Below are 1,343 nucleotides of genomic sequence, written 5' to 3'. Positions count from 1 at the left end.
GGCGCCGCGCGCCACCGGCGCCCCGGCCAAGCTGCTGGCCGTCCTGCCGCCCGAGGAGCGCGCCGCCTGGACGGCCGCGTTCATCGAGGTGCACGGGCTGGGCGAGGCCTTCCAGCTGCTCGGCGCCTGCACCACCCCGTGGACGCCGCCGCTGTCCACCGCCGTGGTGAGCGCCCTGGCCCGGGCGGCGGCCTCCGGGGCGTACCCGTGGAGCCACAGCGGGGTGCTCGGGATGACGGAGCGCGCGCTCGCCCCGGAGACGGCCGCCGCGGTGGAGGAGCTGGCCGCCGGGGCCGCCCCGGTCTCCGCCTGGTCCGAGACCTTCACCCGGCTGGCGGGCACCCTGCGCTTCCGGGCGGCGATGCTCGCGGAACTGGCGGGCTGACCCGGGGCTCCCGCGCCCCTGAACGAAGGAACAGGCCGGGACGACGGAGCGGGCCGGCCCGGGAAAGGACCGGCCCGCTCGACGCGCCGTGGCTCAGCCGGCCCGCAGGTTCGACTCGACCCAGGCGACCACGTCCCGGGTCGGCGTGCCCGGGGTGAAGATGTCCGCGACGCCCATCGCCTTGAGCTCGGCGATGTCCTCGTCCGGGATGATCCCCCCGCAGAAGACCTTGATGTCCTCGGCGTCGCGCTCCTTCAGCAGCTCCAGCACCCGCGCGCACAGCGTCATGTGGGCGCCGGAGAGGATCGACAGCCCGATGCCGTCCGCGTCCTCCTGGATCGCGGTGTCGACGACCTGCTCGGGCGTCTGGTGCAGGCCGGTGTAGATGACCTCCATACCGGCGTCGCGCAGGGCGCGCGCGATGACCTTGGCACCACGGTCGTGACCGTCGAGCCCGGGCTTGGCGACCACCACACGGATCGGCCCCGACACACTCATGACTGCCTCCTGGACCTCGTCGTCCACCATCCGACCGGGCCTCGCGGGCCGCCGGCGCGGTTAACGGTCAATAACAACCTGAGGGGAGGTTAGCGCCACCGGGCGCGGTTGACCGTGCCGCCTCCGAAGAGGAGGGCAAAGTCACAGCTCCGGGCCTTGCTACCAGCGGGTATACCCCGCCTCCCCGCAACCTCCGCACAGACCCCCCGGCCGCCCCCTTGACATCCGCGGGTTTTTCCGGGGCATCGGTGATGGAGCTACAGTCACGGCTGATTTCCCTCGACCGACGACGTCCGAGGCCCACCGAGGAGGCAGCCCCCGATGGCTCCCGATGCAGCCGCCCGTCCGACCCGTGCCGAGCTGCGCCTCGCGGCCCGCGAGCAGTCCCGTGCCCAGCGCCGCGGCGCCGCCAAGGCGGCCACCCGGACGGCGCTGCTGCGGGTCGCGCTACCGTCGGTGG

General features: G+C 74.0%; 1 protein-coding gene and 1 pseudogene. One reads left to right on the top strand and one right to left on the bottom strand.

What is annotated here, in order from left to right:
* A pseudogene (locus KS423_RS45565) lies at positions 1–385 on the top strand (hypothetical protein); the annotation flags it as partial.
* 93 nt (positions 386–478) lie between these two features.
* Here the strand turns inward: KS423_RS45565 and KS423_RS45560 are convergent.
* Positions 479–883 (bottom strand): cobalamin B12-binding domain-containing protein, encoded by a 405-nt coding sequence (locus tag KS423_RS45560; protein ID WP_224285525.1) that lies wholly within the window; start codon positions 881–883, stop codon positions 479–481.
* Positions 884–1,343 lie beyond the last annotated feature (460 nt).

It is taken from the genome of Streptomyces sp. LS1784 (assembly GCF_020103755.1).
Lineage (GTDB): Bacteria > Actinomycetota > Actinomycetes > Streptomycetales > Streptomycetaceae > Kitasatospora.
Note: the sequence above shows the minus strand (reverse complement) of the source record. Positions and strands in the feature narration are given on the sequence as shown.